The organism is Pseudomonas sp. RL_5y_Pfl2_69, assembly GCF_963970465.1.
Classification (GTDB): domain Bacteria; phylum Pseudomonadota; class Gammaproteobacteria; order Pseudomonadales; family Pseudomonadaceae; genus Aquipseudomonas.
Map to the genome: position 1 here is coordinate 195,748 of NZ_CAXAOU010000003.1, position 15,633 is coordinate 211,380.

Consider the following 15,633-nt stretch of genomic DNA (forward strand, 5'->3'; position numbering starts at 1 on the left):
CCGCCTTAACGTTGCCGAGCCGCACATGACTACTGAAATGCCCAACGCCCAGATTGACTGGGATGACCAAGGTCGCCCCCATTCGCGGGTGTTTGATGACGTGTACTTTTCGGACAAGTCCGGCCTGGAAGAAACCCGTTATGTCTTTATCGAGCAGAACGCACTCGCAGAGCGTTTCGCGGCTTTGCCCGCCAATGCCCAGCTGGTGATTGGCGAGACCGGTTTCGGCACCGGTCTGAATTTTCTGTGCGCCTGGCAGTTGTTTGAACAAACGGCACGGCCCGACGCCCGCCTGCACTTCATCAGTGTCGAGAAGTACCCGCTCACCCGCCAGGACCTGCAGCGGGCCCTCGCCCTGTGGCCCGAACTGACGCCATTCAGCGATCAGTTGCTGGCGGCCTACTTTGCGATTCACCCGGGATTCCAGACCCTGAGCCTGGACAATGGCCGGGTAACTCTCACGTTATTGATCGGTGACGTGCTGGAGCAACTGCCGCAACTGGACGCGCAAGTCGACGCCTGGTTTCTCGATGGCTTCGCTCCGGCAAAAAACCCCGAGATGTGGACACCCGAACTGTTCGCGCAACTGGCGCGCCTGGCAGCTCCCGAGTCCACCATCAGTACCTTCACCAGCACCGGCTGGGTGCGCCGGGCGCTGAACGAAGCGGGTTTCAAGATGCGCCGCACGCCTGGCATCGGTCATAAATGGGAAATCCTGCGCGGCACTTTTGTCGGGTTGCCTGACAGCGTGACCGCGACACCCGGCGTCAAACCCTGGTTTGCCCGCCCGCCTCAGGTACAAGGCCCACGCAAAGCGTTGGTCATTGGTGGCGGCCTGTCGGGTTGCGCCAGTGCCAACAGCCTGGCCCGCCGCGGTTGGCAGGTGGTTCTGCTGGAGCGCCATGAGCGGCTGGCCAAGGAAGCATCGGGTAATCCCCAGGGCGTGCTGTACCTAAAGCTGTCGGCACACGGTACAACCCTGTCGCAGTTGATTGTCAGCGGATTCGGCTACACCCGTCGCCTGCTGGAACACCTGCAACGCGGGCGTGACTGGGATGATTGCGGCGTTCTGCAATTGGGTTTCAATGCCAAGGAAGCCCAACGCCAGGCCCAACTGGCCGCGGCATTTCCACCTGAGCTGGTGCATCTGGTGGATCAGCCCCAGGCACAAGCGCTGGCCGGAATAGAGCTGGCTCACGGCGGGCTGTTCTATCCCGAGGGAGGCTGGGTTCACCCACCCGCACTTTGCCATTACCAGACCTTGCACCCCAGTGTTCAGGTCTTGACGCACCATGAGGTGTTGCAACTGCACAAGGTCGATGACCAGTGGCAAGCCTGTCAGGACGACACACTACTGGCTCAGGCACCGGTCGTGATTCTCGCAGGTGCTGCAGAGGTCAAGCGTTTCCCGGCCAGTAGCGACTTGCCGCTCAAGCGCATTCGGGGACAAATCACTCAGCTGGTTGAAACCCAGAACAGCGCCGTGCTTAAAACGGTGGTCTGTGCCGAAGGTTATGTGGCCCCCGGCCGCCTGGGTGAGCACACGCTGGGTGCCAGTTTCGACTTTCATAACGAAGACCTGACCACCACCCCCGAGGGGCATCAGGGCAACCTCGACCTGCTGCAAGAAATATCCCCGGACCTTGCCCATCGACTCGGTGACGAGCAACTCGATCCCCATACCCTGCAGGGTTGGGCTGCCTTCCGTTGCACCAGCCCGGACTATTTGCCGATTGTTGGCCCACTGACGGACCCGGAGCAGTTTGCAAGTGCCTATGCCGTTTTGCGCAAGGATGCCCGCCAGGTACCAGACACGCCCTGCCCCTGGCTCGCAGGCTTGTATATCAACAGCGGCCACGGTTCCCGAGGGCTGATTACCGCGCCGCTGTCCGGTGAACTACTGGCGGCCTGGATCAACAATGAGCCTCTGCCCCTGCCACGGGTTGTGGCCGAAGCCTGCCTGCCAAACCGTTTCGGGCTGCGAGCGCTGATCAAGGGGCTGTAGCAAGCAAGGCGTTGGTTTTCTCCAGGCTCCAGGCATCGACAGCTTCATCCATTTGTTGGCGGATTTCCCCCACCCTGCGCAAATAGCGTTCATCGCTCATTTGCGGGGAATTCAACAACAGCTCGGCCAACCTGTCGAAATGGGGTTTGGTCAGCGCGGAGTATTCCACCTTGTTGGTCTTGGTCATGTACTCCTTCCAAAATTGCAGGGTGCTGATAAACAGGTTCATCTGCGGCGTTTTTTCGGCATTTTCGACTTCGTATCGGGCAACCTCGATGTCTTGCTGAGTCACTCCGGCCAGCCTCGAAAAAAACATGCTGGAGGGCTGTCCCGACAAATCGAGGGCCCGGGCCAGCCCGATGCGGTAAGCCAGATGTATCTCAAGCTCATCCGCCGCCCCGGCCTCAGCCAACTGTCGGGTGTAATGCGCTGCGGCGATTTGCGAGATTTTATGCAACCTGAACTGCCTCTTGGCCACCTTCAACAGTTGTCCGGTTTTGAGCGCGGTATCGCCCGACACAGCGGCCAGTTCCATTTGTATTTCCATGGCACTGAAGATATAGGCCACGCTGTCCGAACAACTGCGCGGGGAGGCTGCCACATCCAGAACGCCACGACGCAGGGCACTGTTTCCATTGGCAGCCTCGATCATTTCCCACACGCGCCGGCTAAGATCGTGGCGCACACTCTGAGCCTCCGCAGTCGCAGTCAAGCGGCTGAGTACAACAAAAAAGTCATGGGCGGCGGGTTCGCTGCGCAACGTGTTCCATAGCAATTCTCGGCGCCTGAGTTCCTGACTGGTAATGCCCACCGTCCAGAACTCGAAGGCCGCAGCCTCACTAATCAATGCTTCGCTTCTGATTCCCATGCTGCCGCCGCCCTGCATCACACTGCGGGCCAGGCGCAAACGACTGGCCGCCGACAACGGATTGCTGGACAACGAGACACTTCGGGTAAAGCTCGGCGAGGCCAGGTAAACATGCTCGGGTATTTCTGTAATGCGGTTTTCCCGCAGGTCGGCAGATTCCAGAAGCGGCCTGGAAATAAGGCCCTGGGGCCACTTGTCGATCGATGTACGACGCAGATACACCCGGCGTAAATAGCTCAGACCATCCAGGGTCAAGAGTGGCCCTAACACGTTGTCATTGAGATTAAGCACTTCCAGCTTGCTCAAGGCACCCAGCATGGCCACATTTGCAGCGCTCAGATACACCCGGTTGCGCGCCAGAGAGAGGCGTTGCAGGTTGGGCATGCGCGCCAATTGAGGCGGTAAATGGGTCATGCGGTTATTGTCCATTTCCAGTGACACCACCCCACTGAAGTGCTCCAGAAAAGCACTGGCTGTATCTCTGCAGTCCATGTTGCTCAGTTTGAGCTCACGTACATGGCTCAAGTCAGCCACGTCTGGCAGTGTCGGGAATTCATCCAGCCTGAAACCGTCCAGGTTGAGGCTGTACACCTCGTCGGGATTGGCCCAGGAAAGATGCTTGGGACTTTTACTCCAACTGCGCGCAATCAGGAACGCAACCCGGTACCTGTTTTCGGAGTAGTCATGGACGGGATTGGAGCCGGGTTGCACATCGGGTGCGGCATCAACCCAGCTCTGCAAACTCGCCATAAGGGCCTTTCTCTCACGCTTGCGCTCACGCAGGATGCGCAACGGGTCGAGCCCGCCTTCAATCAAGTCTTCGAGGTAAGTGACCACCTGATCATTATCAAATTCGGGGTAAATATCTCGCACCCGTCGTTGCAGCGCTGCAGAGTACGCACCGGCGCCCAGCCCGCACAATGGATAGCCAATTTGACCGCCGGGCAGTGTCACAGGGTGTTTGAACCCGGGCCTGATTGGCTGTAAACCCAGAACCCGGGCTGACTCTTGACGCGCCCCGGCGGCCAGGCTGGCCAAGGCTGCGTTGAATTGTCGGGCGTCACTCTGCGATGGAAACCCCATCGCCAGGCGTTCATGGGGTTTCAGGGTGTCAAACAACGCCGTCAACAATGGCACCGGCCCACCCGGTTCCGGTACATGCACCTGACCTCGCGGCCGGTATCGCTGAAAGCCCAGTGCAGTCTTGACCAGCACCCGCGAGCCCATCGCTTCAGCATTGCCCCAGCGCTGGGTGACACTGCCCTGCAACGAGTTTTCGCGGATCTCCAGGGTCAGGTCGGAGGGGAAATCCCGCAGCCGCGTCAGGAAATGCAAGGTCAATGCATCCGTATCTGCGTTCGCCCGGGATCTGAGGTAAAAGCCCTCCAGTGCACGATTGATCCTGCCCTCCCTGACATACAGGCGCGCCATCTCGCCCAGCGCCAAAGGCACCCGGGCGGTGCGCAGTACATCGCGCTGGCTATCGGTGGCTGACTCGACCAGGGTTTGCACCACTGAACGGGGCAACCCCGGAAAAGCCCTTTCAATGGGGATGGCAAGCGGTGAAGAGGACACATCGAACTGCGCCAACAGACGTTCAAAGATCGAGGCTCGATCTTCACCGGCCTGCGCACCCAGGGCCCGTGCCAACGTCTGCGCCGGCACGGTCAGGGCATTCGTCTCATCACCCAGTAAAGCCACACGCTCGGAGTCCGACAACGCGGCCAGCACGGCGTCAAGCAACTTGCCCTGTTCAAGTACCGCAGGGGGCAGATTGATTCGCGTGCGGGTGGGCCACAGCGGGTTGCCATAATGCGCCAGGCTGCGGCCCGCACTGTCGGTCACCGCCAGGCCCTTGCCCGCTGGCCAGCCCGGCACATGGGGCAACAGTTGCAATTGCAGGTCAGTCCATCGCCGGGCGTTGTATTCAAGGGTACTCATCTGCTCGATAAACGCCGTGATCTGCCGGTCAATTTCAAAGCGCTTGAGGCTGATGTTCAGCAAGGGCGGTGGCGCCAGGTTATCCAGATGAACGCGGCGCATCAGCCCATGGGACGTATCGGTCAATTGCCGTACGTGTTCCAGCGTTTGCTCGTCAAGTGTCGCGCCCGGGCCACCCACGCGCCCCAGCAGTGTCGCGCTGCCCTCCCACTCCAGCGGCCGCTCATGGGCATGCTGCCAGGCCCCCTGGCGGTTATGCAGCAAGGCCGGTTTGAACGCAGTCGCTCTGTTGGCGTGAAGAATCCTCCATTGTTTGAGTCGCTCATCGAACTCGACAGCAAAGTGCTTGCCGTCCACCTCGACGTATTGATTGCCTTGATGGCTGAAAAACCCTTGAGCGTCCGCCTTGTGCCACCCGGCGCCAGCAGACGGTTGCGCATAGTGCTCAAGCTGTTTGTTCCAGAGCCGCGCCGTGCCGTCATCGCGCACAATGGGCTCAAACCCCTCGAAATGGCTGAGGGTTGCCTGACTCAATCGTCTGGCCGCCGTGCTCACCGCCGCCGCACCCACGGCCACGGTGGCGTTGATGGCAATGTCCTTGGCGACATTCAGCAGATGCTCGCGCGCGTGGTCCGTATCGCCCTGGCTCCAGTCCTCCACCCCCTCATACACCTCCTTCAACATTTCACCGATGGCTGCGGCAAGCATCAGATCACCCAGTACCGGAACAAACAGCGCCGCGACATTGATCAATAACAGCCCAGCCGTCTTGTAGGACTGCCAGCGCTCCTCGCGTTCTTTCTCATCCAGCACCCCCGTGGGCACAGCCAGTATTTGCGCATCGGCAAACATGTTTTTGAGCTGCACCAGAGTCAAATAATGCGCCGCACTCATACCCAGAGGCGTCGCCGTGACGTACAGCCTCTCTGGCAGGGAATTGACCTTTTGCATAAACACCGGGCGAGCACTCAAGGCTACAAAGCGCGCAAAAAAATCTACATAGGCCGGGGTCCGCAGGCGGTGTTTGAGTTCATCCGTAAAAACCTGCAGCGAACTGAACTCGAAAAAAGGGGCTACCGGATCATTCGGGATATACGCAATCACCCGGTTTTCCGGGTGCAGCAACAAGGTATCCGGGGAGAAGATCACCACCCCGTCTATAACCGTATCGAGGATAGACACTGAACTGTGGAAAACCGGTTTTCCATCCAGTTTCGCCGCCGCCGAAAGCGTGGTACCAGGCTGTTGTGCCAACACCGCCAACAAGGCTTTGTAAGCTGATTCACTGATGTGTTTTTTCAAGCATGCAACATGGGCATCCACCTCCATGTCACAGGTTTTCAGTTGCCGCAATTTGGCTTCAGTGGCCACTTGCGTCGCGTCAGGGCTTGACGTTCCGGTCGCCGCAACCCCGAGAAACTGCTGCAAGTACTCTTGATAGCTGAGGCCCAGATCAAGCCTGCGGCACAACGCGGCAAACCGGTGCGGCCTGATCGAACTGGCAAGCCCGCCAGGTCCGCCATCAAGGATTTTGCTGTCTGGATTAAAACCGTCTGCCTGCGCCTCACTCTGCGAAAAGTTCTGCAAGGCAGACCACAACAGGGTTTTGGGCTCATCGCGCACTTTGGTATGGCGAATGGTGGCGAGCAAGGTGTCATCGGTCTCCACCTGAACACGCACGACAGACAAGTAATCGAGATGAATATCCAGTGACGTCCCAAATTCCTGAGTGACCATTGCTGCCAGTAACGTCCCGCAATAAGCCTCGACACTTTGCAGTCGCGCAAATTTCTTGCCCACCTGGGTATGTAACGAACGACTTTTAGCCATTGCGCCATTCAGGGCCGCAATGATGTCGGGTGAAGCATCCAGCAACCAGGTCGGCATATGGCTGTGAACCAGCTCCAGCGGTTCGAGATCGCTGAGTGTGCTCTGACGGGCATCCAGCGGGGGCTTAGCGTGAGTAAACGGCATAGGGAAATGTCCAGATCAGTGACTAAAAGGAGTCCACCAACCTAGCGCCACGCAAGCACCGAAAACCCATAGATAACTACCGACCACCCCCCAGCCCTGCACCCCATGCAAGTGGCTGAGTAATCGACCTCTTGTAAGTTTTATTGAACGATCCGGGCCTCAGTTACTCGATAAAACACGGTCGTTTACCGCGCCGCGGGTGTCTTTTGCCCTGCGCCGCACGGGCTGGCGATGGCGCCTGACGCTTCATCGCCCCTTTAAAACCGGGCCCAAGCGCTACATGGCGTCCCGCAAAGACGCTGACTCAACCTGTAGCACCACATGCCGAAATACCAAGGATTTAAACACCATGTGCGGATTAGCTGGAGAGTTACGTTTTGATCAACACCCTGCCGACCTGGCAGCCATCGAACGCATTACCCACCACCTGGCCCCCCGTGGACCTGATGCCTGGGGTTTCCACAGCCAGGGGCCGATAGCCCTCGGCCACCGCCGTCTGAAAATCATGGATTTGTCGGACGGCTCCGCTCAACCGATGGTCGACAGCCAACTGGGCCTGTCACTGGCGTTCAACGGCGCAATCTATAACTTCCCCGAATTGAGAGCCGAGCTTGAACACCTCGGTTATGCCTTTTACTCCGACGGCGACACTGAAGTGCTGCTCAAGGGCTATCACGCCTGGGGTGAAGCGCTGCTGCCCAAACTCAATGGCATGTTTGCGTTTGCCATCTGGGAGCGCGACACCCAGCGCCTGTTTATCGCCCGCGACCGTTTGGGGGTTAAGCCTCTTTACCTGTCGCGTACCGGGGAGCGTTTGCGCTTTGCCTCCACCCTGCCCGCGCTGCTCAAGGGCGGCGATATCAATCCAATGCTCGACCCCGTGGCACTCAATCACTATTTGAATTTCCATGCCGTGGTGCCCGCGCCCCGCACGCTGATTGCCGGGATTGAAAAATTGCCTCCCGCCACCTGGCTGCGTATCGATGCCAACGGTCAAACCGAGCAGAAAACCTGGTGGACCCTGCCCTACGGCCCCCATGCCGATGAACTCGACTTGACCCTCGAAGACTGGCGCGACCGCGTTCTGGACAGTACCCGTGAAGCTGTGGCTATTCGCCAACGTGCGGCAGTGGATGTCGGCGTGCTGCTCTCGGGCGGGGTCGACTCCAGCTTGCTGGTGGGTTTGTTGCGCGAAGTGGGCGTACAGGACTTGTCGACCTTTTCCATCGGTTTTGAGGACTCGGGCGGCGAGCGCGGCGATGAGTTCCAGTATTCGGACTTGATCGCCCGGCATTACGGCACCCGCCATCACCAACTGCGCATTGGTGAGCACGAAATCATTGAGCAACTGCCTGCGGCCTTTCGCGCCATGAGCGAACCAATGGTCAGCCACGACTGCATCGCGTTTTATCTGCTGTCGCGGGAGGTGGCCAAGCACTGCAAGGTGGTGCAGAGCGGCCAGGGCGCCGACGAACTGTTTGCCGGGTATCACTGGTATCCGCCCGTCGATGCCGCCGACGACCCTTATGCCGCTTACCGCGAAGCGTTTTTTGATCGCAGTTACGACGAGTACAAGGCCACGGTGCAGCCGCAATGGCTGACGGCCAATGATGCGGCCGGCGATTTTGTGCGCGAGCACTTTGCCCAGCCGGGCGCCAGCGCGGGGGTGGACAAAGCCCTGCGACTGGACAGCACGGTGATGCTGGTGGATGACCCGGTCAAACGGGTCGACAACATGACCATGGCCTGGGGCCTTGAGGCCCGTACACCGTTTCTGGATTACCGTCTGGCCGAACTCTCGGCACGTATTCCGGCGCGGTTCAAATTGCCGGACGGCGGCAAGCAGGTACTCAAGGAAGCGGCGCGGCGGGTGATCCCAAGCGAAGTGATCGACCGCAAGAAAGGTTACTTCCCGGTGCCTGGTCTCAAGCACTTGCAGGGCGACACGCTGAACTGGGTCCGTGACCTGCTGCTGGACCCGAGCCAGGATCGAGGGCTGTTTCAACCGGCGATGCTTGATCAACTGCTGACCCACCCACAAAGCCAGCTGACGCCTCTTAACGGTTCAAAGCTATGGCAACTGGCAGCCTTGAACCTGTGGCTGAGCGAACAAGGAATCTGATCGATGAAACCCCTCGCTACGGCTTACAGCCAGCGTCTGTTGCGTGGTCAAACACCGTCCTACGAACGCCTGCAAGCGCGCCTGGCCGAAGACGGCAGCCCACTCGACGCACAACCCGTGGCCGTGCATTGCGGCTGGGGGCGGTTGCTGATCGGGCATACCTTTCCCGACCCCGCCAGCCTCGCCAACGAGTTGCTCAACGAACAACCCGGTGAGCGCGATATCGCGCTGTATGTGGCGGCGCCGCAGCAAGTGCTGGCCCAGTCGCCACAACAGTTGTTTCTCGACCCTTCGGACACCTTGCGCCTGTGGTTTACCGATTACCGCCCGGCTACCCGCGTGTTTCGCGGCTTCCGGATCCGTCGGGCACAAAGCGAAGCAGACTGGAACTCAATCAACACGCTGTATCAGGCGCGCTCGATGCTGCCCATCGACCCGACATTGCTCACCTCCCGGGATCAGGGCGGGCCGGTGTACTGGATGGCCGAGGATGAAGACAGCGGCGCGGTGATCGGCAGCGTCATGGGCCTGAACCATCACACCGCGTTCCACGACCCGGAAAAAGGCAGCAGCCTCTGGTGCCTGGCAGTGGACCCCCACTGCTCGCGGCCCGGTGTAGGCGAAGTGCTGGTCCGGCATTTGATCGAACACTTCATGAGCCGCGGCTTGAGCTACCTCGACCTGTCCGTGCTGCACGACAACGCCCAAGCGAAAAGCCTCTACAGCAAACTGGGCTTTCGTACCCTGTCGACCTTTGCCATCAAGCGCAAAAATGGCATCAACCAACCGCTGTTTCTCGGCCCCGGGCCTGAAGTCGGGCTCAACCCCTATGCCCGAATCCTGGTCGAAGAAGCCTTCAAACGCGGTATTGATGTGCAAATTGACGACGCGCCCGCCGGACTTTTCACTCTGAGCCACGGCGGACGACGGATTCGTTGCCGCGAATCCCTGAGCGATCTGACCAGCGCCATCAGCATGAGTCTGTGCCAGGACAAATGCCTGACCCACTCAGTGTTGCACCAGGCAGGACTGAATGTCCCAAGCCAGCAATTGGCCGGTAATGCTGACGACAACCTGGGCTTTCTTGAGCAACACACGCGGGTGGTGGTCAAACCTGTGGATGGCGAGCAAGGCAATGGCGTGGCGGTGGATCTGGACAGCCTCGAACAGGTGCAACTGGCCATCGAAGCAGCGCGTGCATTCGATAGCCGGGTGCTGCTCGAAAGCTTCCACGAGGGGCTCGACCTGCGAATTGTGGTGATCGGCTTTGAGGTCGTGGCAGCCGCCATCCGCCGACCTGCCCAGGTCACGGGTGATGGCCTGCACACAGTCCATCGACTGATCGAAGCACAAAGCCGACGCCGTCAGGCCGCCACTGCGGGTGAAAGCCGCATCCCGCTGGACGCAGAAACCCAGCGCACCGTACAGGCCGCTGGCTATGAGTACGACAGTATCTTGCCCGCAGGCCAGGTGCTCGCCGTGCGCCGTACGGCCAATCTGCACACGGGTGGTTGCCTCGAAGATGTGACCGCCGTGCTGCACCCGGCGCTGGCCGACGCGGCCATTCGCGCCGCCCGGGCGCTGGATATTCCCGTGGTAGGCCTGGACTTGATGGTGCCTGCCGCCGACCAGCCCGAGTACGTATTTATCGAAGCCAACGAACGGGCCGGGCTCGCCAACCATGAGCCACAGCCGACAGCCGAACGCTTTATCGATTTACTCTTCCCCCACTGTCAGCCTGCTCTCTAGCTGACCGGCCCTCAGGAGCTTTTATGAATCGCACCCTCCCTGAACCCGACCTCGACTACCTGCAACGGGTACTGCTGGAAATGCTCGCCATCCCCAGCCCCACCGGGTTTACCGACACCATCGTGCGCTATGTCGCCGAACGCCTCGATGAGCTGGGGATTCCCTTTGAGCTGACCCGACGCGGCACTTTGCGCGCGACCCTCAAGGGCCAGAAGAACAGTCCGGACCGTGCCGTTTCCGCGCATTTGGACACCATCGGCGCCAGCGTGCGGGCGATCAAGGACAACGGCCGTCTGGTCCTGGCGCCCGTAGGCTGCTGGTCCAGCCGTTTTGCTGAAGGCAGCCGGGTCAGCCTGTTCACGGACAATGGCGTGATCCGCGGCAGTGTCCTGCCATTAATGGCTTCCGGCCATGCCTTCAATACCGGGGTGGATGAGTTACCGATCAGTTGGGACCACATCGAGTTGCGACTGGATGCATATTGCGCGACCCGGGCCGACTGCGATTCCCTGGGGATCAATATCGGCGACTACGTGGCATTTGATCCGCTGCCGGAATTCACCGAAAGCGGCCATATCAGCGCGCGGCATCTGGACGACAAGGCCGGGGTGGCAGCACTGCTCGCCGCATTGAAGGCCATTGTGGACAGTGGCGAACAACCGTTGATCGACTGTCATCCGCTGTTCACCATCACCGAAGAAACGGGCAGTGGCGCGGCCGCCGCATTGCCGTGGGATGTGAGCGAGTTTGTCGGGATTGATATTGCCCCGGTAGCGCCGGGCCAGCACTCCAGCGAGCACGCGGTGAGCGTGGCAATGCAGGATTCGGGCGGGCCGTATGACTATCACTTGTCGCGGCACCTGCTGCGCCTGGCCAGCGATAATGAACTGCCGGTGCGCCGTGACATGTTCCGCTACTACTTCAGCGATGCCCATTCGGCCGTCACTGCCGGGCATGATATTCGGTGCGCCTTGCTGGCTTTTGGTTGCGATGCGACCCACGGGTATGAACGTACCCATATCGACAGCCTGGCGGCGTTGAGCCGATTGCTGGGGGCTTACATCCTGAGCCCACCGGTTTTTGCCAGCGATGCGCAGCCGGCGCAGGGCTCACTGGATCGCTTCAGTCATCAGATCGAACACGACGCGCAGATGGAAAGCGACACGCGAGTGCCGTCGGTGGAGAGTCTGGTGGGGGACAACCGGAACTGAAGCACTGCAGAAGCAATGGTGGGAGTTGGCTTGCCTGCGATGCAATCAACGCGGTGCAACTGAGTGACCGCGCTGATGCCATCGCGGGCAAGCCCGGCTCCCACAGACCTTGCGGTGCTCGCGAAACGTGGGGTGAACTCGCTTTCTGTAGGAGCTGGCTTGCCTGCGATGCTATCAACGCGGTGCAACTGAATGACCGCGCTGATGTTATCGCGGGCAAGCCCGGCTCCCACAAACCTTGCGGTGCTCGCGAAACGTGGGATGAACTCGCTTTCTGTAGGAGCTGGCTTGCCTTCGATGCAATCAACACGGTGCAACTGAATGACCGCGCTGATGCCATCGCGGGCAAGCCCGGCTCCCACAGCCTTGCGGTGCTCGCGAAACGTGGGGTGAACTCGCTTTCTGTAGGAGCTGGCTTGCCTGCGATGCAATCAACGCGGTGCAACTGAATGACCGCGCTGATGTTATCGCGGGCAAGTCCGGCTCCCACAGGCCTTGCGGTGCTCGCGAAACGTGGGATGAACTCGCTTTCTGTAGGAGCTGGCTTGCCTGCGATGCAATCAACGCGGTGCAACTGAGTGACCGCACTGATGCCATCGCGGGCAAGCCCGGCTCCCACAGGCCTTGCGGTGCTCGCGAAACGTGGGGGTGAACTCGCTTTCTGTAGGAGCTGGCTTGCCTGCGATGCAATCAACGCGGTGCAACTGAATGACCGCACTGATGCCATCGCGGGCAAGCCCGGCTCCCACAGGCCTTGCGGTGCTCGCGAAACGTGGGATGAACTCACTTTCTGTAGGAGCTGGCTTGCCTGCGATGCAATCAACGCGGTGCAACTGAATGACCGCGCTGATGTTATCGCGGGCAAGCCCGGCTCCCACAGGCCTTGCGGTGCTCGCGAAACGTGGGATGAACTCGCTTTCTGTAGGAGCTGGCTTGCCTGCGATGCAATCAACGCGGTGCAACTGAATGACCGCGCTGATGTTATCGCGGGCAAGCCCGGCTCCCACAGACCTTGCGGTGCTCGCGAAACGTGGGATGAACTCGCTTTCTATAGGAGCTGGCTTGCCTGCCCCCACATGCACCTAAACCTGTGACTGAGCGCCTTCAAACCACTTCAGTTTCTCACGCAGCAAAACCACTTCGCCCACGATCACCAGCGTCGGCGCATGAACTTCATGCTCGGCCACCAATGTTGGCAAGTCAGCCAGGGTGCCCGTAAATACCCGCTGGTTGGACGTAGTGCCCTGCTGAATCAACGCAGCCGGGGTGTCTGCCGAACGACCGTGCTTGATCAGCTCTTGGCAGATGGTCGGCAAACCCACCAGGCCCATGTAGAACACCAGGGTCTGTGCCGGAGAAACCAGATCACTCCAGGGCAAATTGCTGGTGCCGTCCTTCAGGTGGCCCGTCACGAAACGCACAGATTGCGCGTAATCACGATGGGTCAGCGGAATACCGGCATAGGCTGCGCAACCGCTGGCAGCGGTGATGCCCGGCACGACCTGGAACGGTATCCCGTGAGCGGCCAGCTCTTCGATCTCTTCACCGCCACGACCAAAGATAAACGGATCGCCACCCTTGAGCCGCACCACGCGTTTGCCTTGCTTGGCCAGGTCCACCAATTGCTGGTTGATCTGGTCTTGCGGCACCGCATGCTCGGCGCGACGCTTGCCGACATAAACGCGTTCGGCATCGCGACGGCACAACTCAAGAATTGCCGGTGCCACCAGGCGGTCGTAAAGCACCACATCAGCCTGTTGCATCAGTCGCAGCGCGCGGAATGTCAGCAGGTCCGGATCACCCGGCCCGGCACCCACCAGATAAACCTCACCGGTGGTTACGGTCGCCTGACCATTGATTTTGGCCAGCAGCAAACGCTCGGCCTCAGTGCCCTGCCCGGCCAGTTGGCGGTCGGCAATCGGGCCCTGGAAAACGTCTTCCCAAAAACCGCGGCGCTGCTGCACATCCGGAAACAAGCCTTTGACCTGAGTGCGAAAACGAGCGGCAAGGCCCGCCAACTGACCGTAGGTCGAAGGAATCCAGGTTTCGATCTTGGCGCGAATCAAGCGCGCCAGCACCGGCGCATCACCGCCACTGGAAATGGCGATCACCAGCGGCGAGCGGTCGACAATTGCGGGGAAGATCACGCTGCACAAGGCAGGAGCATCCACCACATTGACGGGCACGCAGCGACGATGGGCGTCAGCGGAGACCTGGGCGTTGAGTGGCTCATCGTCCGTTGCAGCAATGATCAGGACACACCCTTCAAGGTCAGCCTCAACATAGCCGCGCAGCACCTGTTCGCCACCGCTGCTGTTTATCAACTCGCACAACTGGGGCTCTATGGCGGGTGCAACCACCCGCAGCACGGCACCGGCATCGGCCAGCAGCCGGGATTTGCGCAAGGCAATCTCCCCACCGCCGACCACCAGTACACGGCTGCCACGCAGGTTATGAAACAGCGGCAGAAACTCCATTTAGCCGATGACCTCAATGCCGCCCATGTAAGGCTTGAGTACGTCAGGCACACGGATCGAGCCGTCTGCCTGCTGGTAGTTTTCCAGTACGGCTACCAGCGTACGGCCTACTGCCAAACCGGAACCATTGAGGGTGTGAACCAGTTCAGGCTTGTTGGTTTCCGGGTTACGGAAACGTGCTTGCATGCGACGGGCCTGGAAATCACCGCAGTTGGAGCACGACGAAATTTCGCGGTACTTGTCCTGGCTCGGGATCCACACTTCCAGATCGTAGGTTTTGACGGCGCTGAAGCCCATGTCGCCGGTGCACAGCGCCAGGGTGCGGTATGGCAGTTCAAGCAATTGCAGAACTTTCTCTGCGTTGCCAACCAGACCTTCCAGTGCATCCATCGAGGTAGAAGGCTCAACGATCTGGACCATTTCGACCTTGTCGAACTGGTGCTGACGGATCATGCCGCGGGTATCACGGCCCGACGCACCGGCTTCACTGCGGAAGCACGGCGTGTGCGCCACCAACTTGATCGGCAGGGCTTTGTGCTCAACGATTTCGCCGGCAACGATGTTGGTCAGCGTCACTTCAGCGGTCGGAATCAGGTAGAAATCGGCTTCGCCTTCACGGCTGATCTTGAACAGATCTTCTTCGAACTTCGGCAACTGGCCAGTGCCTTGCAGTGCAGGGGCCTGAACCAGATAAGGCGTGTACGCCTCTTCGTAGCCATGCTCACCGGTGTGCAGGTTGATCATGAACTGGGCCAGCGCGCGATGCAGGCGGGCAATCGGGCCGCGCAGCAGGGCAAAACGGGCACCGGACAGTTTGGCGGCGGTTTCGAAGTCCAGCCAGCCATGCTGCTCGCCCAGGGCCACGTGGTCCTTGATCGCGAAATCGAAGGCAGTCGGGGTGCCCCAGCGACGGATCTCGACGTTGTCGTCTTCGTCAGCACCTACCGGCACGGAAGCATCCGGCAGGTTGGGCAGGCCCAGCAGGATGGCGTCCAGTTCGGCCTGGATGGCGTCCAGCTCAACCTTGCCATTGGCCAGATCGCTGCCCATGGTTTCAACACTGGCCATCAGTGGCGCGATGTCTTCGCCGCGAGCCTTGGCCTGGCCAATGCTTTTGGAGATGGCATTGCGCTCGGCCTGCAGCTTCTCGGTCAGGGTCTGGACTTCCTTGCGCTTGGCTTCCAGCGCGTCGATGCGCGCCACGTCCAGCTTGAAGCCACGGGATGCCAGGCGATCCGCTACGTCCTGCAGGTTGCTACGTAACAGTTTGGAATCAAGCATGTCGG

General features: G+C 60.0%; 7 protein-coding genes. 4 read left to right on the forward strand and 3 right to left on the reverse strand.

From position 1 onward, the window contains the following. The first annotated feature begins 25 nt into the window (after nucleotides 1-25). Nucleotides 26-2,005, forward strand: coding sequence for a bifunctional tRNA (5-methylaminomethyl-2-thiouridine)(34)-methyltransferase MnmD/FAD-dependent 5-carboxymethylaminomethyl-2-thiouridine(34) oxidoreductase MnmC (gene mnmC, locus AACY07_RS07070; RefSeq protein WP_339474129.1), 1,980 nt, complete (start codon nucleotides 26-28; stop codon nucleotides 2,003-2,005). On the opposite strand, the gene AACY07_RS07075 is transcribed toward mnmC, so the two are convergent. After that, nucleotides 1,992-6,788: an NEL-type E3 ubiquitin ligase domain-containing protein gene (locus AACY07_RS07075; protein ID WP_339474131.1), complete on the reverse strand. Its 4,797-nt coding sequence runs from the start codon at nucleotides 6,786-6,788 to the stop codon at nucleotides 1,992-1,994. The genes mnmC and AACY07_RS07075 overlap by 14 nt on opposite strands. Nucleotides 6,789-7,137: 349 nt before the next feature. Between AACY07_RS07075 and AACY07_RS07080 the strand changes: the two genes are divergently transcribed. The 3 genes from AACY07_RS07080 to AACY07_RS07090 are packed head-to-tail and all read left to right on the forward strand — an operon-like array spanning nucleotide 7,138 to nucleotide 11,870. Further along, nucleotides 7,138-8,910, forward strand: a complete 1,773-nt coding sequence (locus tag AACY07_RS07080; RefSeq protein WP_339474133.1) for an N-acetylglutaminylglutamine amidotransferase — start codon at nucleotides 7,138-7,140, stop codon at nucleotides 8,908-8,910. A 3-nt stretch (nucleotides 8,911-8,913) separates the two neighbouring features. Beyond that, entirely contained in the window at nucleotides 8,914-10,659 is a 1,746-nt protein-coding gene (ngg, locus tag AACY07_RS07085; RefSeq protein ID WP_339474134.1) for an N-acetylglutaminylglutamine synthetase, read from the forward strand. A gap of 23 nt (nucleotides 10,660-10,682) precedes the next feature. Beyond that, on the forward strand, nucleotides 10,683-11,870 hold the full coding sequence (locus AACY07_RS07090) for an osmoprotectant NAGGN system M42 family peptidase (protein ID WP_019828486.1): 1,188 nt from the start codon (nucleotides 10,683-10,685) through the stop codon (nucleotides 11,868-11,870). Nucleotides 11,871-12,952: 1,082 nt separating this feature from the next. Here AACY07_RS07090 and cysG read toward each other — a convergent pair. Both cysG and serS read right to left on the reverse strand, forming a co-directional pair. Continuing rightward, nucleotides 12,953-14,347, reverse strand: a complete 1,395-nt coding sequence (cysG, locus tag AACY07_RS07095) for a siroheme synthase CysG (RefSeq protein WP_339474135.1) — start codon at nucleotides 14,345-14,347, stop codon at nucleotides 12,953-12,955. Beyond that, complete coding sequence (gene serS, locus AACY07_RS07100; protein ID WP_339474136.1) at nucleotides 14,348-15,628, reverse strand: serine--tRNA ligase; 1,281 nt, start codon at nucleotides 15,626-15,628, stop codon at nucleotides 14,348-14,350. It lies immediately after the preceding gene. Nucleotides 15,629-15,633: the final 5 nt, after the last annotated feature.